Annotated in this window: 20 protein-coding genes; 10 read left to right on the forward strand and 10 right to left on the reverse strand. The window is 70.9% G+C overall.

Annotation, left to right across the window (positions count from 1 at the left end; genetic code table 11):
* Positions 1-76: 76 nt before the first annotated feature.
* Complete coding sequence (locus OHS59_RS21135) at positions 77-838, reverse strand: phosphoglyceromutase (protein WP_328494980.1); 762 nt, start codon at positions 836-838, stop codon at positions 77-79.
* A 239-nt stretch (positions 839-1,077) separates the two neighbouring features.
* Between OHS59_RS21135 and OHS59_RS21140 the strand changes: the two genes are divergently transcribed.
* A complete protein-coding gene (locus tag OHS59_RS21140) occupies positions 1,078-2,382 on the forward strand; it encodes an MDR family MFS transporter (RefSeq protein WP_328494981.1) in 1,305 nt (434 codons plus the stop codon).
* An 18-nt stretch (positions 2,383-2,400) separates the two neighbouring features.
* On the opposite strand, the gene OHS59_RS21145 is transcribed toward OHS59_RS21140, so the two are convergent.
* Positions 2,401-2,877 (reverse strand): DUF2000 domain-containing protein, encoded by a 477-nt coding sequence (locus tag OHS59_RS21145; protein ID WP_328494982.1) that lies wholly within the window; start codon positions 2,875-2,877, stop codon positions 2,401-2,403.
* Between the two features lie 49 nt (positions 2,878-2,926).
* Here OHS59_RS21145 and OHS59_RS21150 point away from each other — a divergent pair, with 49 nt between their 5' ends.
* Positions 2,927-3,796: a helix-turn-helix transcriptional regulator gene (locus OHS59_RS21150; RefSeq protein ID WP_328494983.1), complete on the forward strand. Its 870-nt coding sequence runs from the start codon at positions 2,927-2,929 to the stop codon at positions 3,794-3,796.
* On the opposite strand, the gene OHS59_RS21155 is transcribed toward OHS59_RS21150, so the two are convergent.
* The 3 genes from OHS59_RS21155 to mshA all read right to left on the reverse strand — a co-directional run bounded on the left by OHS59_RS21155 (position 3,751) and on the right by mshA (position 7,528).
* On the reverse strand, positions 3,751-5,541 hold the full coding sequence (locus tag OHS59_RS21155) for a glycosyl hydrolase family 28-related protein (RefSeq protein ID WP_328494984.1): 1,791 nt from the start codon (positions 5,539-5,541) through the stop codon (positions 3,751-3,753). The genes OHS59_RS21150 and OHS59_RS21155 overlap by 46 nt on opposite strands.
* A gap of 144 nt (positions 5,542-5,685) precedes the next feature.
* The gene (locus OHS59_RS21160; RefSeq protein WP_328494985.1) at positions 5,686-6,198 is read right to left on the reverse strand and encodes a YbjN domain-containing protein; all 513 of its coding nucleotides are present in this window, start codon (positions 6,196-6,198) and stop codon (positions 5,686-5,688) included.
* Positions 6,191-7,528 (reverse strand): D-inositol-3-phosphate glycosyltransferase, encoded by a 1,338-nt coding sequence (mshA, locus tag OHS59_RS21165; protein ID WP_328494986.1) that lies wholly within the window; start codon positions 7,526-7,528, stop codon positions 6,191-6,193. The genes OHS59_RS21160 and mshA overlap by 8 nt, the downstream gene beginning before the upstream one ends.
* Positions 7,529-7,854: 326 nt before the next feature.
* On the opposite strand from mshA, the gene OHS59_RS21170 reads away from it, so the two are divergent.
* From OHS59_RS21170 to OHS59_RS21180, 3 genes are all read left to right on the forward strand, one after another.
* Positions 7,855-8,664 (forward strand): class I SAM-dependent methyltransferase, encoded by an 810-nt coding sequence (locus OHS59_RS21170; RefSeq protein WP_328494987.1) that lies wholly within the window; start codon positions 7,855-7,857, stop codon positions 8,662-8,664.
* A gap of 311 nt (positions 8,665-8,975) precedes the next feature.
* Entirely contained in the window at positions 8,976-10,073 is a 1,098-nt protein-coding gene (locus OHS59_RS21175; RefSeq protein WP_328494988.1) for a C40 family peptidase, read from the forward strand.
* A 766-nt stretch (positions 10,074-10,839) separates the two neighbouring features.
* A complete protein-coding gene (locus OHS59_RS21180; protein ID WP_328494989.1) occupies positions 10,840-12,321 on the forward strand; it encodes a PP2C family protein-serine/threonine phosphatase in 1,482 nt (493 codons plus the stop codon).
* Positions 12,322-12,530: 209 nt separating this feature from the next.
* Here OHS59_RS21180 and OHS59_RS21185 read toward each other — a convergent pair whose 3' ends face one another.
* The 5 genes from OHS59_RS21185 to OHS59_RS21205 form a co-directional block, all read right to left on the reverse strand.
* A complete protein-coding gene (locus tag OHS59_RS21185) occupies positions 12,531-12,869 on the reverse strand; it encodes a DUF2516 family protein (RefSeq protein ID WP_443061475.1) in 339 nt (112 codons plus the stop codon).
* A gap of 160 nt (positions 12,870-13,029) precedes the next feature.
* Positions 13,030-13,626 (reverse strand): hypothetical protein, encoded by a 597-nt coding sequence (locus OHS59_RS21190; RefSeq protein ID WP_328494991.1) that lies wholly within the window; start codon positions 13,624-13,626, stop codon positions 13,030-13,032.
* 133 nt (positions 13,627-13,759) lie between these two features.
* Entirely contained in the window at positions 13,760-14,308 is a 549-nt protein-coding gene (locus tag OHS59_RS21195) for a helix-turn-helix domain-containing protein (RefSeq protein WP_328494992.1), read from the reverse strand.
* Positions 14,309-14,398: 90 nt separating this feature from the next.
* Positions 14,399-15,016: an NADPH-dependent F420 reductase gene (locus OHS59_RS21200; protein ID WP_328494993.1), complete on the reverse strand. Its 618-nt coding sequence runs from the start codon at positions 15,014-15,016 to the stop codon at positions 14,399-14,401.
* Positions 15,017-15,143: 127 nt separating this feature from the next.
* Positions 15,144-15,878, reverse strand: coding sequence for an SDR family NAD(P)-dependent oxidoreductase (locus OHS59_RS21205; RefSeq protein ID WP_328494994.1), 735 nt, complete (start codon positions 15,876-15,878; stop codon positions 15,144-15,146).
* A gap of 125 nt (positions 15,879-16,003) precedes the next feature.
* Here OHS59_RS21205 and OHS59_RS21210 point away from each other — a divergent pair, with 125 nt between their 5' ends.
* The 5 genes from OHS59_RS21210 to OHS59_RS21230 all read left to right on the forward strand — a co-directional run bounded on the left by OHS59_RS21210 (position 16,004) and on the right by OHS59_RS21230 (position 20,546).
* Positions 16,004-16,672, forward strand: a complete 669-nt coding sequence (locus OHS59_RS21210; RefSeq protein ID WP_328494995.1) for a TetR/AcrR family transcriptional regulator — start codon at positions 16,004-16,006, stop codon at positions 16,670-16,672.
* Positions 16,673-16,849: 177 nt separating this feature from the next.
* On the forward strand, positions 16,850-17,329 hold the full coding sequence (locus tag OHS59_RS21215) for a hypothetical protein (RefSeq protein WP_328494996.1): 480 nt from the start codon (positions 16,850-16,852) through the stop codon (positions 17,327-17,329).
* 142 nt (positions 17,330-17,471) lie between these two features.
* Complete coding sequence (locus OHS59_RS21220; protein ID WP_328494997.1) at positions 17,472-18,479, forward strand: GlxA family transcriptional regulator; 1,008 nt, start codon at positions 17,472-17,474, stop codon at positions 18,477-18,479.
* Positions 18,480-18,769: 290 nt separating this feature from the next.
* On the forward strand, positions 18,770-19,768 hold the full coding sequence (gene gap / locus OHS59_RS21225) for a type I glyceraldehyde-3-phosphate dehydrogenase (protein WP_328494998.1): 999 nt from the start codon (positions 18,770-18,772) through the stop codon (positions 19,766-19,768).
* Positions 19,769-19,802: 34 nt separating this feature from the next.
* Positions 19,803-20,546 (forward strand): VOC family protein, encoded by a 744-nt coding sequence (locus tag OHS59_RS21230; protein WP_328494999.1) that lies wholly within the window; start codon positions 19,803-19,805, stop codon positions 20,544-20,546.
* Position 20,547 lies beyond the last annotated feature (1 nt).

Here is a 20,547-nt window from a genome sequence, read left to right on the forward strand (position 1 = left end):
GCCCACAGTGGGCCCAGAACAAACGAGGGCCCCTGATCTGCGCCGTGTGCGCAGGTCAGGGGCGTGATCGCTATTCCTACTTCTTCTTGCCCTGGTTCTTCACGGCCTCGATCGCCGCCGCCGCCGCGTCCGCGTCCAGGTATGTGCCGCCCGGGTTCACCGGCTTGAAGGAGGCGTCCAGTTCGTACGCGAGCGGGATGCCCGTCGGGATGTTCAGGCCCGCGATGTCCTCGTCCGAGACGCCGTCGAGGTGCTTGACCAGGGCCCGGAGCGAGTTGCCGTGGGCCGCGACCAGGACCGTGCGGCCGGCCAGGAGGTCGGGGACGATGCCGTCGTACCAGTACGGGAGCATGCGGACGACGACGTCCTTGAGGCACTCCGTGCGGGGGCGCAGCTCCGGGGGGATCGTCGCGTAGCGCGGGTCGTCCGACTGGGAGAACTCCGTGCCGTCCTCGAGGGGCGGCGGCGGGGTGTCGTACGAGCGGCGCCACAGCATGAACTGCTCCTCGCCGAACTCCGCGAGGGTCTGCGCCTTGTCCTTGCCCTGCAGCGCACCGTAGTGGCGCTCGTTCAGGCGCCAGGAGCGGTGGACGGGGATCCAGTGGCGGTCCGCCGATTCGAGGGAGAGCTGCGCCGTGCGGATGGCGCGCTTCTGGAGGGAGGTGTGCAGCACGTCGGGGAGCAGGCCGGCGTCCTTCAGCAGCTCACCGCCGCGGACTGCCTCCTTCTCGCCCTTCTCCGTCAGGTTGACGTCCACCCAGCCGGTGAACAGGTTCTTCGCGTTCCATTCGCTCTCGCCGTGGCGGAGGAGGATCAGCTTGTACGGTGCGTCGGCCATGGCCCCGAGCGTAATCGAAGCCGCCGACGGCCCGCTCGCCCGCCCGGAGGACGGACATCCGTCGGCCGCCTCCCCTTCGCCGCCGTGACACTTGACGACTTCTGTTAATTGAGTGGCCGCCGTCGAACCCGCCCCCATAAGTTGCCTCATGAGCCGCTCTCGTAAGCTGCGCCAGCCGCACGAGCCGCTTACATGAGCTGCTTACTCGCACGCCGATCACACGTACCTGGGGGTCCCCGATGCCGTTCACGTCCCTGAGCGTGAGACGTGTCGCCCGCGAGACCCTCTCCGGGCTCCCCCGCGAGTTCTGGTGGCTGTGGACCAGCACCCTCGTCAACCGGCTCGGCGCCTTCGTCGCCACCTTCATGGCGCTGTACCTCACGCTCGACCGCGGCTACTCCGCCTCGTACGCCGGACTCGTCGCCTCGCTCCACGGGCTCGGCGGAGTGATCTCGTCCCTCGGCGCGGGCGTGATGACGGACCGGCTCGGGCGGCGGCCCACGCTCCTCATCGCCCAGACGTCCACCGCGGTCTCCGTCGCGCTGCTCGGCTTCATGCACGACCCGGTGTCCATCGCGGCCGTCGCCTTCCTCGTCGGCATGGCCAGCAACGCCTCCCGTCCCGCCGTCCAGGCGATGATGGGCGACATCGTCAAGCCCGAGGACCGGGTGCGGGCCTTCTCGCTCAACTACTGGGCGATCAACCTGGGCTTCGCCGTCTCGTCCACGGCGGCCGGGTTCATCGCGGAGGTCAGTTACCTAGCCGGGTTCCTCGTCGAGGCCGGGATGACGCTGGCCTGCGCGGTCGTCGTCTTCGTGAAGCTGCCCGAGTCGCGGCCCGAGCCGGTCCCCAAGAAGGCCGGCGAGCCCGAGGTGGGGCTGGGGACGGTCCTGCGCGACGGGCGTTTCATGAGCGTCGTCGGGCTGTCCTTCCTCGTCGCCCTGATCTTCCAGCAGGGATTCGTGGGCCTGCCGGTGGCGATGGGCCAGGCAGGATTCACGCCCGCCGACTACGGCCTGGTCATCGCGGTCAACGGCGTCCTGATCGTCGTACTCCAGCTCCCCGTCACCCGTTTCATCCAGCACCGGGACCCGAAACGGCTCCTCGTCGTGTCGTCCCTCCTCGCGGGGTACGGGTTCGGGCTCACCGCCTTCGCGGGCTCGGTCGGCGTCTTCGCGCTCACGATCTGCGTCTGGACCCTCGCCGAGATCGTCAACGCGCCCACCCAGACCGGCCTCGTCGTCCGCCTCTCCCCCACCCACGGGCGCGGCCGGTACCAGGGCATGTACACGATGTCCTGGTCCGTCGCCGCCCTCGTCGCGCCCCTGATGTCCGGTGTGATCATCGACCGGTTCGGGGCCGAGTGGCTGTGGGGCGTATGCGCGGTCGTCGGCACGGTGGCCGGACTGGGATACGGACTGCTGATGCGGCGGCTCCCGGACGAGGAACCCGCCACCACCGACCTCCCCCAGCCCCTGCCCCTGCCCCCGCCTCTGCCTCCGTCTCTGCCCACCACCGAGAAGCCCGAGGTCAGCACCCCGTAGTGACGCGCCCCGCACCCCTCAGTGGTGCATCCGCGCCCCCTTCACCACCTTGTCCACCGCGTTGCGGGGGCCGTACACCGCGAGGCCGACCAGATCCAGCTCCGCGGTCGGTACGGCCCGTACCGCCGCCCGGTTGTCGCGGTCGTTGCCGGTGGTGAACAGGTCGGAGGTGAACAGCGCGCGGGGCAGGGCGCGGGACAGTGCCTTGCCGTGTGCCGCCTTCAGCGTCTCCTTCGTACCCTCGAAGACCAGGACCGGCTGGCGGAACATCGGCAGGTAGCCGACGCCGTCGGCGTCCTCGTACGGCTCGCCGACCACCTCCGGGACGGACGGGCCGAGGCCGCTCACGAGGAACGCGGTCACGTTCAGCCGCTGCCACGGCTCCAGGTCCTCCCGCAGCAGGACGGCGATCTTGGTGTCGAAGCGGACGGGGGCCGGGGTGTTCCCGGACAGGGCGTTCTCGGCCGGGGCGTTCTGAAGGGTCTCGCTGCTCATGCTTCGAGACTGCCGAGCCGGGTGCGCGGCCGTCTTGTACGTTCTTTGCATGGTGGCCCAGCGTGAAGTCTCCGCCTGGCGCCCGAGCGTGCCGGGTGTCGTGGAGGTCTTCCACGCCCACTTCACGGAGTACGCGTATCCGATGCACGTCCATGACGCGTGGACCCTGCTGATGGTCGACGCCGGGGCGGTGCGGTACGACCTCGACCGGCACGAGCACGGCACCCCGGACGGCACGGTCTCGCTGCTCCCGCCGTACGTTCCGCACAACGGGTCGCCGGTCACCCCCTACGGCTTCCGCAAGCGCGTCCTGTACCTGGACCTCAGCAAGCTCGACGAGACGTACATCGGCCCGGCGGTCGACACCCCGGAGCTCGTCGACCCCGTGCTGCGGCAGCGCGTCGAGCAATTGCACACCGCCCTCGCCCACCCCGGTGACGAGCTGGAGGCGGAGAGCAGACTGACCCTGATCGGCGAGCGGCTGCGCCACCATCTGCGCCCCGCGACCAGGTCCGGACCCGGGTTCGGGCCCAGGAGCAGCCCCGGGTCCGGACCCATCAGGGACGGGCGGGACGCCGACCACCCCCTCGCCCACCAGCTGCGCGAACTCCTCGACGAGCGTCTCCTCCAGGGCGTGACCCTCCAGGAGGCCGCGGCCCTCGTGCACGCGCACCCCGCCCACCTGGTGCGGGCGTTCAGCGGTGCCTACGGGATACCGCCGCACCAGTACCTGATGTCGCGCCGGGTCGAGCGGGCCCGCCGGCTGCTGCTGGAGGGCCGCCCGCCGGGCGAGGTCGCCGCGGAGACCGGCTTCTACGACCAGTCCCATCTGAACCGCCACTTCAAGCGGCTGGTCGGAGTGGCGCCGGGCCGCTACCGCGACAGCGCCCGCTGGAGATCGCGCCCCAGCCCGCGCTGAGCGTCGTACAGGTTCCGGGGACGTACGGCGTCCGTCGTCCCGTACAGCTCCAGGCGGGAGTGCAGCGGCCCGGTGAAGTCGGGTACGTCGATCTGGTCGAACTCCGTCACCTCGTTGATGCCGACGGTGGCGCTGTACGGGGCCAGGCCGTCGATCCTCATCAGGCCGGCGCGGCCGTTGGTGACGCGGATGTTCCAGTGCGTGAAGCGGGCGCCGAAGAGAGGACCCGCGCTGGCGTCGCCGCCGTGGCGGCCGTTGTTGACGACCGTGATGTCGGTGCGGACGTTCGCGAAGGGCATCCCGCGATGGGAGTCGAAGGTGCCCATGCGCATGTCACCACGCGACCAGACGTTGTACGAGGACAGCCCCTCCACGTTGATGCCGTGGAGCTGGATGTTCGCGGGGGCGGGAGTCGTGCGCTCCTCGATCGTGAAGCGGTCGACGAGGTTGTCGTGCGAGCCCTCGCGGCAGAAGTACGGGTGGTGCGAGCCGCGCCCCGCGACCCGGGTGTCGCGCAGGGTGCAGGCCGAGGCGGCGACCAGCCCGAAGCCGTTGTCCATGTGCCGTACGACGATGTCCTCGGCCCAGCAGTCGTACGCGCACTGGAAGGTGACGCCGTTGTAGCCCTTGTCCAGGAGATGCGGGGACTGCGGGGTCTCGACGGCCTCCAGGGTGAGGCCCTCCACCCCGGATCCCGTCAGGGCCTTCGCATGGGTGGTCAGACGCGGGTCCCACTCCGGGCGCACGTCGAGCGGGAGGGGCCGCTCAAGGGTGACCCGCCGGCCCCGCACACGGGTGATGCGCACCGGCCACTCGTACGGGACATAGCTGGTCAACTTCGTCTTGTCGTCCCAGTAGTACGCCTCCGGGCCCGGGCCGCCGCCCGCCATGTGCTCCAGGAGGGTGTGGGAGGGGTCGTCGGCGAGGCGCAGGAGGACCAGGTCGCCGGGGGCGAGCGCGCCCGGGTCCGCCACGGTCACCGTCCAGGAGCCCCGGCGGGCCGGTTCGACCGTGGTCAGCGTCTTCCATTCGTCTCTCTTGTTGCCGGTCCAGCCCTCGAAGGGCCACTGCTTGTTCCTGATCGCGTCCGTCAGGCTCGCGAACCGGTCCGTGGGGCAGAGCCAGACGAGGCCGCCCGCCCAGGACCAGGACGACTTGTCGCCGCCGTAGCGCGACCCGTAGGCACCGATCAGTTCGGTGAGGCTCCGGGTGGCAAGGAGTTTCGTACGGGTGCTGCCGGCGCCGCGCAGGACGACGTCCGAATGGCCGATGCGGATCAGGCCGTCGAGGCGGTAGGTGCCGGGCGGGATGAGTACCGTGCCACCGCCGGCCCTTCCGGCAGCAGCGATGGCACGGTTGATCGCGGGTGCGGAGTCGGTGGAACCGTCCGCTTCGGCGCCGTACGCGCGGACGTCGACCAGGACGCCCGCGCCGGGGCGGCGGGGGAAGTGCGCCGCCCCGGCACGTCGGCCGGCTCTGCCGATGTACGGGATCTGCGGGTGCTCGTAGGGGGTGCGGGTGAACTCCCGCCAGAGTTCGGGCACCTCGGGACGCGGGGTCGCCGCCGACGCCTGCGCCCCGGCTGCCGTGCCGGTGACGGCGCCCGACGCCACGGCTGTCGCGATGCCCAGCAGGGCCCGTCTGGTGATGGTCCGGCCGGTGCCGGTCCGCCCATCGCCTGCCGGTCCATGGCCGACCGGTCCAGTGACGGCCGATCCGGTGATGCCCGCGCCACGGTCACTCATGCCCGAACCGCCTTCCAAGGAGGGGAATTCCATGGATGTGAACAAAGTTCAGATGTGCGTCGGCCGTGAGCATGACACGGCATCCGTGGGACGGGAAAGAGTCGTACAGCGGTTATTTACTGCTAGCTGGTACGGACCACCGGCTCAGCCGGTCGAACGCTGAGTCAGATGGCTGAACGCGTCCAGGTTGCGCGTGGACTCGCCGCGCGACACCCGCCAGGCGTACTCCTTGCGGATCGCGGACGCGAAACCGAGCTCCAGGAGGGTGTTGAAGCTGCCGTCGGCGGCCTCCAGGACCGAACCGAGCAGCCGGTCGACCTCGTCGGCGGTGACCGCGGCCAGCGGCAGTTTGCCCGCCACGTAGATGTCCCCGAGCGGGTCTACGGCGTACCCCACGCCGTAGAGCTTGAGGTTGCGCTCCAGGAGCCAGCGGTGCACTCCGCCCTCGTTCTCGTCCGGGTGCCGGATCACGAAGGCGTTGAGCGACAGGGAGTGCCTGCCGACGATCAGCGAGACGGTCGTCGACAGCTTCCGGGTGCCGGGGAGCTTCACCACGAAGTGGCCGGGCTCCGGGCCCTCCCACTCCAGTTCGGCGTCCCCCAGGAACTCCTCGATGGTCCCCGTCGCCCGCTCCACCGCCCGCTCCGCGTCAGCCATGGTGGGAGCGTACGTGACGGCGATGTTCGTGCATCGCCGCCGTGTAGACGTCGGCCGTGGCCGCGGCGGCCGTGTCCCAGCCGAAGGATTTCGCGTGCCAGGCGGCGGCCGCGCCCATCCGGTCCGGGAGCGCCCGGTTGTCGGCGAAATCGCGCAGCACGCGCGCGTAGTCGACGGGATTGTGCCCGGACACCAGAAAGCCCGTCTCCTTGTGGCGGACCGCGACCGGCAGGCCGCCCACCGCGGCCGCGAGCACCGGGGTACCGGCCGCCTGCGCCTCTATGGCGACGAGCCCGAACGACTCGCTGTAGGAGGGCATCACCAGGACGGACGCGGCCCGGAACCAGTCCGCGAGCTGCTCCTGGCCGACCGGCGGACGGAAGCACACCACGTCGGCGATGCCCAGCCGGGCGGCGAGTTTCTGCAGCCCCTCGGGCTTGGCGAGACCGCTGCCGCTCGGGCCGCCCACAATGGGGACGACGATGTTCGAGCGCAGGTCGGGGCGCTCCTCCAGGAGGACGGCGACCGCGCGCAGCAGGACGTCGGGTGCCTTCAGGGGCTGGATGCGGCCCGCGAAGAGCGGTATGAGGGCGTCCTGCGGGAGGCCGAGCCGCGCGCGGGCGGCGGCGCGTCCGTCGGCCGGGCGGAAACGGTCGAGGTTCACGCCGGGATGGACCACCGCGACCTTGCCCTGCTCGGCCTCGTAGTGCCGGACGAGCTCGTCGGCCTCCTCCGCGGTGTTGGCGATGAGCCGGTCGGCGGCGCGGACGATCTGGGTCTCGCCGATGACACGGGCGGCGGGCTCCGGGGTGTCGCCCTCTGCAAGAGCGGCGTTCTTGACCTTCGCCATGGTGTGCATGGCGTGGACGAGGGGGGCGCCCCAGCGTTCGGCGGCCAGCCAGCCGACGTGTCCGGAGAGCCAGTAGTGCGAGTGGACCAGGTCGTAGTAGCCGGGACGGTGGCCGGCCCAGGCCTGCATCACACCGTGCGTGAAGGCGCACAGCTGGGCGGGCAGGTCCTCCTTGGCGAGGCCTTCGTAGGGACCGGCGTCGACGTGCCGGACCAGTACACCCGGCGCGAGCTCCACCTTGGGCGGCAGGGCCCCGGTCGTCGCGCGCGTGAAGATCTCGACCTCGATGTTGATCGCGGCGAGGCGCTGGGCCAGCTCCACGATGTAGACGTTCATGCCGCCCGCGTCGCCCGTGCCCGGCTGGTGCAGCGGTGAGGTGTGCACGGAGAGCATCGCCACGCGGCGTGGCCTGCGGTGCAGGCGAAGCCTTGTCGGGGCCGCCGGCGAGCGGCGCCCGAGCCTGCTCACGTACTGGCTCACGTGGCGTTCCTCCTTCTGCGGACCGGCGACCGGACCGGCGATCGGCTCTGCGGGCATGCCTGCGGCTGGGCGTGGAAAGCCCTTCAAGTCCTGAACATCAAAGGACTCTGCTCCATTTCCTCTTTACCGAATTATTACTGCGGGTCGCTCAACCGTTCGAGTTGCTTCTGCGTACGGCCGGGATGGGCGGGACGGGCGGGTTGCGGTACGCATTCCAGCCCGTCCGGGGGCCGTTCAGGCCGACGGCGGGGGCCCGGGGGCGGCAGCGCCCGCGACGCCCACACCGACCGGGGGCCCCACCACGGGCGCGGCATACCCTTGACCCCATGAGAGCCCGCGCAGCGACCCCCGTGGGGACGGTGACGCGCGGCACCACCAACCCGAACCGCCTCCGCCGCATGGACCGCTGGATCGCGGCCACCCACGGCGCCGAACTGCGCCGCGCCGACGACCCCGTGGCGGTCGACCTCGGCTACGGCGCGGCCCCCTGGACCGCGGTCGAGCTGCTCCAGCGCCTGCGTACCGCCGCTCCACGCGCGCGCGTGGTGGGCGTCGAGATCGATCCGGCCCGGGTCGCCGCCGCGAAGCCGTACGAACGCGACGGCCTCCGGTTCCGGCACGGTGGCTTCGAGATCCCGCTGCCCGTACGGCCGTCCCTGATCCGCGCGGCGAACGTCCTGCGGCAGTACGAGGAGGCCGAGGTCGCCGCGGTGTGGGCCCGGCTGTGCGAACGCCTGGCACCGGCGGACGGCACCTCGCGCGGCGGGCTTCTCGTCGAGGGCACGTGCGACGAGATCGGCCGCCGGCACGTGTGGGTCGCGCTCGGCCCCGAGGGTCCGCGGACCGTCACGTTCGCCACCCGCCTCGGCTCCCTGGACCGCCCGTCCGACCTGGCCGAACGCCTCCCCAAGGCCCTCATCCACCGCAATGTCCCGGGCGAACCGGTGCACGCCTTCCTGCGCGACTTCGACCGCGCGTGGGCGTCCGCCTCGCCGTACGCCTCGTACGGCGCCCGGCAGCGATGGATCCGGGCGGTCCGCGACCTGGCGGCCGACTGGCCGGTCACGGACGGGGTGCCGCGCTGGCGGCAGGGCGAAGTGACCGTGCGGTGGGAGGCGTTGGCGCCGTCCGCGTAGGAGTGCGACGACGCCCGACGCGGGCCCGGTGGGCGTGCGGCTCGTACCTGGCGGGCGTCCGACAGGTACGCGGCGGGCGTCCGGCACGTATGCGGCGGGCGTCCGACGTGCCGGGAACGATCTCGCTGAGTCGTTCGTCACATTCACGAGGAACGCGAAGGAGATCACCGTCGGGTGGGCAGTGAGGGGGAGGGAAGGGGCGGAAGGGAAGCGGGAGTTCTTGCCCGCCTCTGTCGTATTGCGCTCCGACATGGCACGATCCCCGAGGCGTTCCTAAGTTACTGACGGTAAATCAGTTTGGGGGTCGGTTCATGGGATCCGGTGTGCGGAGCGTGACCACTACTGCTCTGGCCCTGGCCTGCGCGGCAGTCATCCTGGCCGCGCCGGGAGTGGCCTACGCGGCCCCGACGCCGACACCCACCCCGACCCCGACTCGGACCCCGACCCCCGCTCCGAGCTCAACGCCCGTCAGCAACAAGGACCTTGAAGCGGTCCGCAAGAAGCTGGACGAGCTGTACCACGACGCGGCGGTCGCCACGGACGCGTACAACCTCGCCGAGGAGCGGACCGAGAGGCAGTCCACGCAGATCGTCGGGCTCGCCCGAGAGATCGTCGAGGGCAAGGCCCGGCTGGCCAAGCTGAAGAAGCGCGTGGGTGCCGCCGCCCGCGCCCAGTACCGCGTCGGCGGGCTGCCGGACGAGGCGCGTCTGGTGCTCAGCGACGACCCGCAGGCCTTCCTGGACGGCGCGGGCCGGATCCGCCAGGGCGCACAGGCGACCAAGGGCCTGCTCGCCGAAATGCGGCGCACCCAGCAGGACTTGGAGCAGTACGCGCGCGACGCGGCGGCCCAGTGGACGAAGCTCGAAGCCAACCGCGAGGCGAAGGCCAAGGCGAAGAAGAAGGTCAAGGAGCAGATCGCCGCCGCCGAAGAGCTTGAGTCCCAGTTGGAGAAGGACGAGAAGGAGCGCCTGGCGAAGCTGGAGCAGCAGGCCGCGTACGAGGCGCAGACGAGCTGGCTGGACTCCGGCGTCCTCGACGGGATCAGCGGCAAGGCCTCCGCCCAGGGCAAGAAGGCCGTGGAGTACGCGACGGCACAGATCGGCAAGCCGTACGAGTGGGGCGCCGAGGGGCCGAAGACGTTCGACTGCTCCGGGCTGACCTCACAGGCGTGGGCAGCCGCCGGACAGGCCATCCCCCGCACCTCGCAGGAGCAGTGGAAGCAGCTCGACCGTGTCGCCGTCGAGGCCATGCGCCCCGGCGACCTCATCATCTACAACGCCGACGCCAGCCATGTCGCGATGTACATCGGCGACGGCGCGATGGTCCACGCGCCCCGCCCCGGTCGTACGGTCACGATCGCGGGCGCGGGCTCGATGCCGATACTCGGGGTCGTCCGCCCCGGCAAGTGAGGTTCGTCCGGTCCGCCGATCCGGTCCACCGGTCCGGTCAGTGGACGGGGGCGGAGCGGAGCGGCTGATGGCCGGACGGCCGGATGACAGGGGCAGCCGCGGCCACCGGACCGCCGGGGCGACCGACGTACGCGGCGACCTGGACGCCACCCACGCTCGCCGACGCGCGATCAGGTGGGCGGCCGGGGCGTGCGTCCAGCGGATGCGCCACCCGGTCGCGGATACGCCCGGGCGACTTCGGAAGCGCCGTACGTCACCTCGGTACACCCGCCGAGGTGACGCGAGCCGATCGGGCCCACCGGACCTATCTGGCTCACCGGACCGATCAGGTCTACCGGACTGATCGGGTCGAATCGGTTATTCGGTCCACTCCGGCCGCTCGGGCTGATCGAGGGTACGCGGGCCAGGCGGGCCACGCGGGCTGAGCAGGTCGAGCCAGGTCGAGCAGGCCGCTCAAGGCTGCGGGCGCTTGCCGACCCTGGGGGCTCCGATCGGCCCGGGGCCGTCGCCGGGGTGACCTGCCGCACGTGATCCGCGGCACGTTCGGGGCCGGCGGTAAACCGGTGGGGCGTGATGTACGTCATCCCGTACAAGAGCACATCCTGCCCAATTGCGGTACAGGATGCGGCATATGACGGCGGCCGTTTTGAAGGCGTGCGGGCTGCCGCCATTCCTATGTGACGGCGCCTGACGCTATGGTCCCCGTCGGTGGATCGAGATCCCTTGACCCGCCATGCCCTCGGGGGGAGGGAAGGAACCCAAGACGATGCCCGTACCCGTACCGCGGCAGAGAGCGATCCCCGCCGTGGAAGGTGGACAGGCTCACGCCGCGTCTCCATCCGGCGGACCGGCACAGGCCGCGCCCGCACCCGGCGCCCTGTCCGGCCAGGAGCCGTCCTCGACGAGGCACGGCACCACCGGCGACGCCTCCCACGGCGGCACCCGCGACCACAGCGACACCGGCGGCGACGCCCACCACGGCAGTGCCGTCAACGGCACGGCCCCGCTGACGCTGCTCGTGATCGAGGACGATCCGGCCGGCGCGCTGACCGTGCCCGAACTGCGGGACGCGGCCGGCAGGCAGATCCGTGTCCGCACCGCCCGCAACCTCACCGAGGCCGAGCGGCTGCTCACCGACGACGTCCAGTGCGTCCTGCTCGACCTCGCGCTGCGCACGCCCGGTCCCGCCGCCACGTCCGAGGAGACGGCGGGGGGCGGGGCCGACGACGAGCTGGCCACGCTCAGGCATGTGCTGCGGCTCGCGCCCCGGCACGCCGTCCTCGCGCTCACCCCGGCCGAGGACACCGAGCTGGGCGCGGAAGCGGTACGTGTGGGCGCCCAGGACTATCTCTTCCGCGACGAGCTGGACAGCCGGCTGCTGAGCCGCGCGGTCCGCTACGCGGTGGAGCGCAAGCGTTCCGACCGGGCCGAGCGACGGCTGACCGAGTCCAAGCTGCGCGCGCAGGAGAACGCGCGCCTTGAGCGCGGTCTGCTGCCCACGCCGCTCCTGGAGGGCTCCTCGCTGCGATTCGCCGCGCGTTACCGGCCCGGCCGCTCGCGCGCGCTGCTCGGCGGCGACTTCTACGACACGGTCCGCACCCCCGACGGCACCGTCCACGCCATGATCGGCGACGTCTGCGGGCACGGCCCCGACGAGGCCGCGCTCGGCGTGGAGCTGCGGATCGCCTGGCGCGCGCTGACCCTGGCGGGCCTGTGCGGCGACCGGCTGCTGTCGACGCTCCAGCAGGTCCTGGAGCACGAGCGGGACAGCGAGGAGATCTTCGCGACGCTCTGCACGGTGGACATCGCGCCGGACGGCCGCCGCGCGGGTCTGTGCCTGGCGGGCCATCCCGCTCCGCTGATCTCGCGTCCGGCCCGCTCCCGGGCCCTGGTGGGCGCCGACGGGACCGGCGCGGCCGAGGCACCTCCCGTCGCCGAGCTGCTGCCGTACGAGAACGGCGGCCCGGCGCTCGGTCTGCTGCCGAACGCACGGTGGCCGCGCCAGCAGGTGGAGCTGGGCGGCGAGTGGAGTCTGATGCTCTACACGGACGGTCTGATCGAGGGCCGCACCGGCGAGGGCAGGGAGCGGCTCGGCCAGGACGGGATGGTGGACATGGTCCGCCGCCAGCTGGCCCAGGGCCTGCGCGGCGAGGATCTGCTGCGGGCCGCGGTGAACGAGGTACGGGACCTCAACGGCGGGGAGCTGACGGACGACGTTGCGGTCCTGCTGCTGGACCGCGTGGCGTAACGCACCGAGAAGCCCGGCGCCCCAGGGACCAGGGACTCGCCTCGCGGGCTGTCGCAGCCCTCAAAAACCTCAGGGACCTCATAGGTACCCGAGGTGTCGGAGGTGTCGGGCTTCCCGGCCGTATCGGACTCCTGGACTCGCGGAGCCGCAGGGCCGGGGCCCGCGTCTCGGATCTCGCGGGGCTCAGGGGGGGCGGAGGGCTCGGGGGGTCAGCGTCCGCCGTTGTAGGGCCCGTACGGACCGTCACTGCTGCTGCCGCCGCCCCGACGACCGCCCCGGCCGCCGCCCGAGACCTGCTGGAGAGCGGGCCGGACGTCGACGAAGAAGACGATCGTGGCGATGAGGCCCGCGATCTGCAGGAAGACCATCGGCACCAGGAGGTTCACGGCCACCGTGACGCCGAGGATGATCAGCCAGAACATCTTGTTCTGCTTGTTCGCGGCACGGTAGGCGTCATCGCGGGCCAGTCCGGCCATCACCAGCGCCACCACCGCGAGCACCAGCATGGCGAGGAAGATCAGCGACATGAAGCCGCCGAACGCCGTCATCAACACTTAGCCCACCACCCGAGTCGAGTCGTCGTCCCTACGCGGTCACCGTACCCGCAGAACGGGCCGGGAACTCCGATAGTGCCCGGAGTGCCCGGCCCGTTCTCGTGGGACGGGTTTCCTGCTCCCTGCGAACTTCTGCGAACTTCCCGCGAAAGGCCTACTTCGCGGGCGGCGTCGACTTCTTCGCCGTGGTGGTGGTCTTGCGGGCGGCCGGAGCCTTCTTCGCCGGGGCCTTCTTCGCCGGGGCGGGCTCGGTCTTGGCCTCGGCGGGCGTCTCGATCTTGCCCTCGGACGGCTCGGGGTTCGGCTCGACGGCGATGGCCAGCTCCTCGATCTCCTCGGCAGCCTCGCCACGCCAGGTCTTCACGGTCTGCTCGCCGTGCTCGGCGACCTTCTCGTACGTCTCACGCGCCTTCACGGCGTACTCGGCGGCGACGCCGACACCGCGCAGTGCGAAGTCCTGAGCCGTCTCACCGATCTTCTTCAGGTCGGTGTCCAGCGTGCTGATGAAGCCGTTCACCCTGGTCTGAAGGGTCTCCTGCGCCTCCTTGGCGCGGGCGGTGGCCTTCTCCTGGACGGCGTTCGGGTCGATGCCCCGAACGGCGTCGATACGGGCCGGCGCCTCGGCGCGCAGCTGCTCGACGAGGCCTGGCACCTTCTTGGCCTGCTGGATGGCCAGATCGGCGGTACCGGCGGCGAAGTAGAGAGGGGTCGGGTCGCTGAGGGTCTTACGCAGGTCGTCGGTGATGGCCATGGTGATGGTCCTCCCGGAATCACTATCGCGTGGAGCGTGAGGGTTTGGTCTGGCTGTCTGTCGTTACTCCGTGGCCGGCCGGCCCGTTCCGAACGGGGCCCGGCCGTGCCGCACCCGGTCGCGCCGGGCCCGGTCAGCTCGCGGAGGACTGCTGGTCGTGCGGGTCGCTCTGTCCGGCGTCGTTGCCGTCGGCCGTGCGGGCCCTGTCAACGACGGTGTCCCCGCCGTCCGTCACACGTGCGACGGCTGACACGTCCGACACGGTCGCCATGTCCGACGCGTCCGGCACACCTTCCGCGTCCACGTCCAGCGCGTCCTCCACGGCCTTGATCTCGAACCCGTTCTCCTTGCGGAAGGACTCGTAGATCTGGAGCAGCACCTGCTTCTGCCGCTCGGTGAGCGTCGGGTCGGCGAGGATGACGGCACGCGTCTCCACCTCGTCCCGGTCACGCTCGGCGTCGAGGATCCCGGCACGGACGTACAGCGTCTCGGCGGAGATCCTCAGGGCCTTGGCGACCTGCTGCAACACCTCCGCGCTCGGCTTGCGCAGCCCGCGCTCGATCTGGCTCAGATACGGATTGGACACCCCGGCGGCCTCGGCGAGCTGCCGCAGGCTCAACTGCGCGTTGCGCCGCTGGTCCCGCAGGTACTCACCAAGATTGCCGACGTTGAGCGATGCCATGTCCCCTACCCTGCACCACCCGCGCTAACTATTGCAAGCACATGCTTGCAAAAGTGCGCTACGCCACGTGCGGCCGGGTGATGCGGATCTTCAGAGGGCCCCGGCGCCCAGGGCGATGTCGAAGCCCGCGCCGTTGCGGGCCAGGCCCACCAGGAGGATGCCGGCCCATTCGAGGGCGTGGGTCATCTCAAGCCCTCCCGCGTCGAGGGCCCGCATGTCCAAGCTCTCCAGGAACGCCGCTACACGTGCCTTCGCCTCGGCGCCGTCACCGGCGAAGAACACGTCCACCGGCCTGTCTTCGGCGAGCACGCCGCGGAGGATCGAATTGAACGCCTTCACGACGTGTGTGCCCTCGGGGGCAGCGGCGGCCATCTGCTGGGACATCGAGTTGCCCACGGTGGTCACGAGTCCGCTCACGTCGGCGTCGAACGGGTTGGTGATGTCGACGAGGATCTTGCCGGCCAGCGCATCGCCGTAGTGCGCGACCACTTCGACCGCGCCGGCGTACAGGACGGCCACGACGACGATGTCACCCGCCGGCCTTGCGCCGAACGTGCCGACGGTGGCTCCGTTGCCGATCCGGTCGGCGAGTGCCTGAGCCTTGGCGGTGTCGCGGCTCATGAACTCGACGGTGTGGCCGTGCTTCGCCGCCCGGGTGCCGATGGCGGTGGCCATGTTGCCCGAGCCGATGATGCTGATCGTGGTCATGGCGTGTGTTCCCTTGGTGTGTACGGAGCAGTTGGGCCCGGGGGGCTTGCCGGCGTGCCGACCGGGTGTCTGAGGTTCGCGGCGCCCGGGTGTCGGACCGGCCCGCCGACGACCACCGGTGACGCGCTCAGATGACCGTGGTGCCGCCGTCGGCGACCAGCTCCATGCCGTTGACGTAGCTCGATTCGTCGGAGGCGAGGAACAACGCGACCGACGCGATCTCTTCGGGGCGGCCCATCTCCCGCCGCGGGATCACGGATTCGAACTGCGCCTTCATCTGTTCGTCCATCACCTCTTCCAGGATCGGCGTGGCGACCTGGCCGGGGGTCAGTACGTTCGCCCGGATCCTCCTGTCCCTCAACTCGGACACCCACACCCGTGCGTACGCGGGCAGCACGGCCTTGCTCGCCGCGTACACACTCCAGTCGGGGTAGCCCCGGAGCGACGCGTTCGACCCGGTCATGATGATCGAGCCTCCGTCGTTGAACAGCGGCAGCGCCTTCTGGACCGTGAACAGCGTGCCGCGCGCGTTCAGCGAGAAGGCGGCGTCGAACTGCTTCTCGGTGATCTCACCGAGCCCGCCCTGCTCGCCCGTCCCAGCGCTGGCCCACAACACGTCGACCGCGCCCTTCTCCTGCTTGACCGTCTCGAACAGACGGTCGAGGTCATCGAGGTCGGCCGCATCGCCCTGCACACCGGTCACGTTCCGGCCGATCAGCTTGACGGCCTCGTCCAGCGCATCCTTCCGCCGGCCCGAGATGAAGACGTGCGCTCCCTCGTCTGCGAACAACTTCGCACCGGCCAGCGCCATCCCACTCGTCGCGCCGGTGATCACCGCAACCTTGCCATCGAGCTTTCCCACGATTACTCCATCCACGTGCTGCGCCGATGTTAAGTACACCGGTCTGCGTACTTAACGTAGAGGACAGTCATGGAGGGTGCAAGCTATGCACACCGATCGGTACCCAAGGGGGTTATGCTGGGCCAATGACAGAGCTGGAGAAGGGGCCGCGAGGTCTGCGCCGCGGCAGGGGGGCACGGGAGCGCATCCTCAGCGCGTCACAACAGCTGTTCCGCGATCAGGGCATCAACTGCACCGGCATGGACCAGCTCTGCGCGGTGGCCGAGGTGTCCAAGCGCACGCTCTACCAGCACTTCGCAGGCAAGGACGAGCTGATCGCCGAAGGCCTGCGGCGCTTCGATCCCGACGTCCTGCCCGAAGTGTTCGACCGCACCGACCTCACGCCTCGCGAACGGCTCCTCGCCGTGTTCGACGTGCACTCGCCCCTGTGCCCGTTCATCGCGGCGGCCGTCGAGATCCCCGACCCGGGCCATCCGGCACGCGAACTCGCCCGCGACTACAAGAAGGACTTCGCCGCCCGGCTCACCGAAGCCGCCCGCGAGGCCGGTGCCACCGACCCCGAACAGCTCGGCGAGCAGCTGGCGCTGCTCCTGGACGGCGCTTCGGCCCGCGGCCGGGTCCTCAACACCGAAGCGTTCACCACCGCCGCCGCCATCGCCGCCGTCCTCGTCGACAACGCCATCCCCACGGCAGGGGCACCGGCAGCGGCCGGTGTCGGCGCTGGCGCCGGTGCCGGTGCCGGCGAGCAGCTCGGTCGGGGCCACATCCTTGACCGCGTCACCGAGCAGATGTGATCGAAAAACTCCGTCGAGCCGACCAGCGCGCGAAGTCCGGACGACGCGCGAGGATCGCGGCGTCGACTCGCGCAGGCGCGCAGGCCACGATGCGCCACGGCACCGACGAACCTCGCGTCCCGGTCCATCGCGCGATGGACGGGGACGGGCACAGGCCTTCCTCACCGAGGAGTCGCAGTGACATCCAGCATGCGCATCACCTGGATCCTCGGAGCACATGGATGGGCCGACTGCACTGTTGAGGGCGAGCGGGCTGGAGCCGAGCTCACCGCGTCCTGCATCAGCAACGCGCCCGAGGACCTTCTGACGGCCGTGGCCCGCCTCGTCGCCGGTGAGGCGGAGACCCGCGCGCAGTTCGAGGCGGAACCAACGGCCTACCGCTGGATCTTCTACCGCGAAGGCGCGGACAGCTGGGTCCGCCTGCTGGAACTGCGTGACGGCGGTGACCACGACAACAAGGGCACGGAGATCTGGTCGGCCCAGCTCCCCGTCGACGCGGTCGCCCGAGCGGTGATCCGCTGCTTCGACGAAGTGGCTCGGACCCACGGCGAAAGCGGCTACCGCGGTAAGTGGGGCGAACACTTCCCCCGAACCGAGCTCGAAGCCCTCAGACGCCTCCGGGACGCGTACCGCCGCGTCGATGGCACACAGCCATGAGGTGCCCGCTGCGCAGGTCGGTCGAGACGGGCCGGCGGTTGCCGTCTCCGTCGACCTGGACCACCTCAACAGGTCACCGCTTCGCGACGGCCCACTTCCACCGAGCCGGTGTCGACGGCCGGACAGTCGCGGCCTCACCGTGATGCGTCACGTCGACGTCGCGCTCCCCGCCCCTGCGTACCCTCTTCCCGTGCCAGCCTCATCACCCCCGCATCGTGTCGCCGTCCTCGTGCTCGAAGGCGCGAAGCCCCTCGATGTCGGGATTCCCGCGCAGGTGTTCACGACCCGCGCGAGCATGCCGTACGAGGTGCGGGTGTGCGGCGCGGCGCCCGGGCCCGTGGCCGGCGGGGACGGGCTGTCGTACCTCGTCGCCCACGACCTCGACGCGCTCGCGTGGGCCGACATCGTCTTCGTACCCGGATACCGGTTCCCGGACCGCGACGACCCGCCGCAAGCCGTCGTCGATGCGCTGATCGCCGCCCATGACCGGGGTGCGCGACTCGCCGCCATCTCGACGGGCGCCTTCGCGCTCGCCGCCACGGGCCTGCTCGACGGGAAGCGCGCCACGACGCACTGGCACTACACGCGGGCACTCGCGGCGAAACGTCCGCTCGTGCGGGTCGACAAGAACGTCCTGTTCGTCGACGAGGGCAGCGTGCTGACGTCGGCCGGCGCCGCCTCCGGCATCGACCTGTGCCTGCACATTCTGCGCGGCGATCTCGGGGTGGCCGCGTCGAACCACGCGGCCCGGCGCCTGGTCGCGGCCCCCTACCGCAGCGGCGGCCAGGCGCAGTACGTGCCGTACAGCGTGCCCGAGCCGCTCGGTGAGCGGTTCGCCGCCACTCGCGAGTGGGCGCTGCACCGGCTCGGCGAGCCCCTCACCCTCGACGTGCTCGCCCGGCACGCGGCGGTGTCGCCGCGTACGTTCTCGCGGCGCTTCGTCGAGGACACCGGTTACACGCCGATGCAGTGGGTCATGCGCGCTCGCATCGATGTGGCCCGTGAGCTGCTCGAACGTTCGCAGCGGGGTATCGAGCAGATCGCCGCCGACGCCGGTCTCGGCACCGGTGCGAATCTGCGGCTGCATTTCCAGCGCATCCTCGGCACCACACCGAGCGAGTACCGGCGCACCTTCGCCCGGGGCGAGTAGCCCACGGCCGGGCGTCCGCCGCCGAGTGCCCACCGCCGGGCGTCCACCGTCGGATGCCCACCTTGAGTGCCCACCCGGGGTGCCCCCCCGGATGCCCGCCGACGGGCGTCCGCCACCGGATGCGCTCCTGGCGGATGTCCGCCCCGGGTGTCCGCCGTCAGATGACCGCCATCGGGCGTCCCCGGCGTGGCGCGATCCTTTTGGACCGTGGCGATCGCGCCGCTGTCACCCACGCGGACCGCACGAGAACCTGGGGGCGAACCGGGCCAACCGACCAAGGGACACCTCTCATGACTCGCATCGCCATCAACGGATTCGGCCGCATCGGACGCAATGTGCTGCGCGCGCTGCTCGAACGCGGCAGTGACCTGGAGGTCGTCGCCGTCAACGACCTCACGGAGCCCGCCACCCTCGCGCGGCTGCTCGCCTACGACTCGACGGCGGGCCGGCTCGGCCGCCCGGTGACCGCCGACGGGGACGCCCTCGTGGTGGACGGCCGTCGCATCACCGTGCTCGCCGAGCGCGAACCGGCGCAGCTGCCGTGGGCCGAGCTCGGCGTCGACATCGTGCTGGAGGCGACCGGCCGCTTCGCCTCCGCCAAGGCCGCCGGCGCGCACATCGACGCGGGCGCGAAGAAGGTGCTCGTCAGCGCGCCCGCGGACGGCGCCGACGTCACCCTCGCGTTCGGGGTCAACACCGACGCGTACGACCCCGCCGTGCACACGATCGTCTCCAACGCCTCGTGCACGACCAACGCGCTCGCCCCGCTGGCCAAGGTGCTCGACGATCTCGCCGGCATCGAGCACGGCTTCATGACGACGGTGCACGCCTACACGCAGGAGCAGAACCTGCAGGACGGTCCGCACCGCGACGCCCGCCGCGCCCGCGCCGCCGGGATCAACATCGTGCCGACCACGACCGGCGCCGCCAAGGCGATCGGCCTCGTGCTGCCGCAGCTCGACGGCAAGCTGTCGGGCGACTCGATCCGCGTACCGGTCCCGGTGGGTTCGATCGTCGAGCTCAACACGACCGTCGCCCGCGACGTGACGCGCGAGGACGTGCTGGCGGCCTACCTCGCCGCGGCGCAGGGGCCGCTCGCCGGTGTACTGGAGTACTCGGACGACCCGCTCGTGTCGTCCGACATCACGGGCAATCCCGCCTCGGCGATCTTCGACTCGGCTCTCACCCGCGTCGAGGGCCGCCATGTGAAGGTGGTCGCCTGGTACGACAACGAGTGGGGCTTCTCGAACCGCGTGATCGACACCCTCGAACTCCTCGCCGCGGGCTGACAGGAAACCGGGGCGGGTTCATAGGATCGCCCGCATGACAGTGCGACCCGCTCTGGTGAACATCAAGGCTGTTGACGACTCCGTGGTCGGCCGGTTCTGGGCACAAGCGCTCGGCTGGCACGCCGTCGTCGAGGAGCCCGGCGTGACCGCCGTGAAACCCGCCGGCTTCGACTGGCTGGACCCGGTCACCGTGTGCGTCGACGTCGTGGCGGTCCCGGAGCCCAGGTCGACGACGAAGAACCGTGTGCACCTGGATCTCGCGACCACCTCCGCGGCCCATCAGGCGGAGCTGGTCGCACGGCTGACGGCGCTCGGTGCGACGCCCGCCCACGTGGGCCAGGGCGATGTGCCGTGGACGGTCCTCGCCGATCCGGAGGGCAACGAGTTCTGCGTGCTGGAGCCCCGGGAGGTCTACCTGGACACCGGGCCGATCGCCGCGGTGGTCGTCGACTGCGTGGATCCGCGGGCCATGGCCCGGTTCTGGGGCGACGCGATCGGCTGGACCCTGCTGGAGGTGAGCGACGACCACGCGGTGTGGCGCTCCGACAAAGGGGTCGGCCCGTATCTTGAGTTCCTCCGCTCGCCCGACGTGAAGACCGTGCCGGACCGCGTCCATGTCGACCTGGTGCCGGACCCCGGTGACGACAAGGCGGCGGAGGTGGCCCGGTTGCGGGCCCTCGGCGCCACCGATCTCGACATCGGCCAGGGCGGCGACGTCCCGTGGACCTGCCTGACGGACCCGGAGGGCCACGAGTTCTGCGTCCTAGCCCGGTCCTGAC

Origin of the sequence: Streptomyces sp. NBC_00414 (assembly GCF_036038375.1) — a bacterium.
GTDB lineage: Bacteria > Actinomycetota > Actinomycetes > Streptomycetales > Streptomycetaceae > Streptomyces.

Bases quoted from the DNA above. Each gene is read 5' to 3' on its own strand.
- OHS59_RS21170 (WP_328494987.1), top strand. From the start codon at position 7,855: ATGAGAGCCCGCGCAGCGACCCCCGTGGGGACGGTGACGCGCGGCACC.
- OHS59_RS21210 (WP_328494995.1), top strand. From the start codon at position 16,004: ATGACAGAGCTGGAGAAGGGGCCGCGAGGTCTGCGCCGCGGCAGGGGG.
- OHS59_RS21155 (WP_328494984.1), bottom strand. From the start codon at position 5,541: ATGAGTGACCGTGGCGCGGGCATCACCGGATCGGCCGTCACTGGACCG.
- OHS59_RS21230 (WP_328494999.1), top strand. From the start codon at position 19,803: ATGACAGTGCGACCCGCTCTGGTGAACATCAAGGCTGTTGACGACTCC.
- OHS59_RS21195 (WP_328494992.1), bottom strand. From the start codon at position 14,308: ATGGCATCGCTCAACGTCGGCAATCTTGGTGAGTACCTGCGGGACCAG.
- OHS59_RS21140 (WP_328494981.1), top strand. From the start codon at position 1,078: ATGCCGTTCACGTCCCTGAGCGTGAGACGTGTCGCCCGCGAGACCCTC.
- OHS59_RS21180 (WP_328494989.1), top strand. From the start codon at position 10,840: ATGCCCGTACCCGTACCGCGGCAGAGAGCGATCCCCGCCGTGGAAGGT.
- OHS59_RS21160 (WP_328494985.1), bottom strand. From the start codon at position 6,198: ATGGCTGACGCGGAGCGGGCGGTGGAGCGGGCGACGGGGACCATCGAG.
- OHS59_RS21200 (WP_328494993.1), bottom strand. From the start codon at position 15,016: ATGACCACGATCAGCATCATCGGCTCGGGCAACATGGCCACCGCCATC.
- gap (WP_328494998.1), top strand. From the start codon at position 18,770: ATGACTCGCATCGCCATCAACGGATTCGGCCGCATCGGACGCAATGTG.
- OHS59_RS21220 (WP_328494997.1), top strand. From the start codon at position 17,472: ATGCGTCACGTCGACGTCGCGCTCCCCGCCCCTGCGTACCCTCTTCCC.
- OHS59_RS21135 (WP_328494980.1), bottom strand. From the start codon at position 838: ATGGCCGACGCACCGTACAAGCTGATCCTCCTCCGCCACGGCGAGAGC.
- OHS59_RS21190 (WP_328494991.1), bottom strand. From the start codon at position 13,626: ATGGCCATCACCGACGACCTGCGTAAGACCCTCAGCGACCCGACCCCT.
- OHS59_RS21185 (WP_443061475.1), bottom strand. From the start codon at position 12,869: ATGACGGCGTTCGGCGGCTTCATGTCGCTGATCTTCCTCGCCATGCTG.
- OHS59_RS21175 (WP_328494988.1), top strand. From the start codon at position 8,976: ATGGGATCCGGTGTGCGGAGCGTGACCACTACTGCTCTGGCCCTGGCC.
- OHS59_RS21145 (WP_328494982.1), bottom strand. From the start codon at position 2,877: ATGAGCAGCGAGACCCTTCAGAACGCCCCGGCCGAGAACGCCCTGTCC.
- OHS59_RS21150 (WP_328494983.1), top strand. From the start codon at position 2,927: ATGGTGGCCCAGCGTGAAGTCTCCGCCTGGCGCCCGAGCGTGCCGGGT.